The sequence below is a fragment of the Pseudomonas sp. AU12215 genome, assembly GCF_001675465.2.
Taxonomy (GTDB): domain Bacteria; phylum Pseudomonadota; class Gammaproteobacteria; order Pseudomonadales; family Pseudomonadaceae; genus Pseudomonas; species Pseudomonas nitroreducens.
In genome coordinates this window covers 1-268 of the sequence record NZ_MACM02000110.1, presented here as the reverse complement: position 1 = coordinate 268, position 268 = coordinate 1, and the positions used below count along the sequence as shown (strand labels likewise).

The window sequence follows — 268 nt, the reverse complement described above, 5'->3', positions numbered from 1 at the left end:
GGTGGTATGCGGCAGTTGGGCATTCCCAGTGTCATGGATCGCCTGATCCAGCAAGCCCTACTGCAACAGCTCACCCCGATCTTCGATCCGCTGTTCTCGGATTACAGCTACGGCTTTCGTCCGGGCAGAAGCGCTCACCAGGCTGTCGAGATGGCCCGCGTCCATGTGGCGGTGGGTCACCGTTTGTGCGTGGAACTTGACTTGGAGACATTCTTCGACCGGGTCAACCACGACATCCTGATGGCTTGTGTTGAACGTCATGTCGAAG

At 57.8% G+C, this 268-nt stretch carries 1 protein-coding gene; it reads left to right on the top strand.

The genetic code is table 11. The annotated features are described in order from the left end of the window. The coding region (locus tag A9513_RS14690; RefSeq protein ID WP_255302861.1) for a reverse transcriptase domain-containing protein at nucleotides 1–268 on the top strand (268 nt) is incomplete at both ends.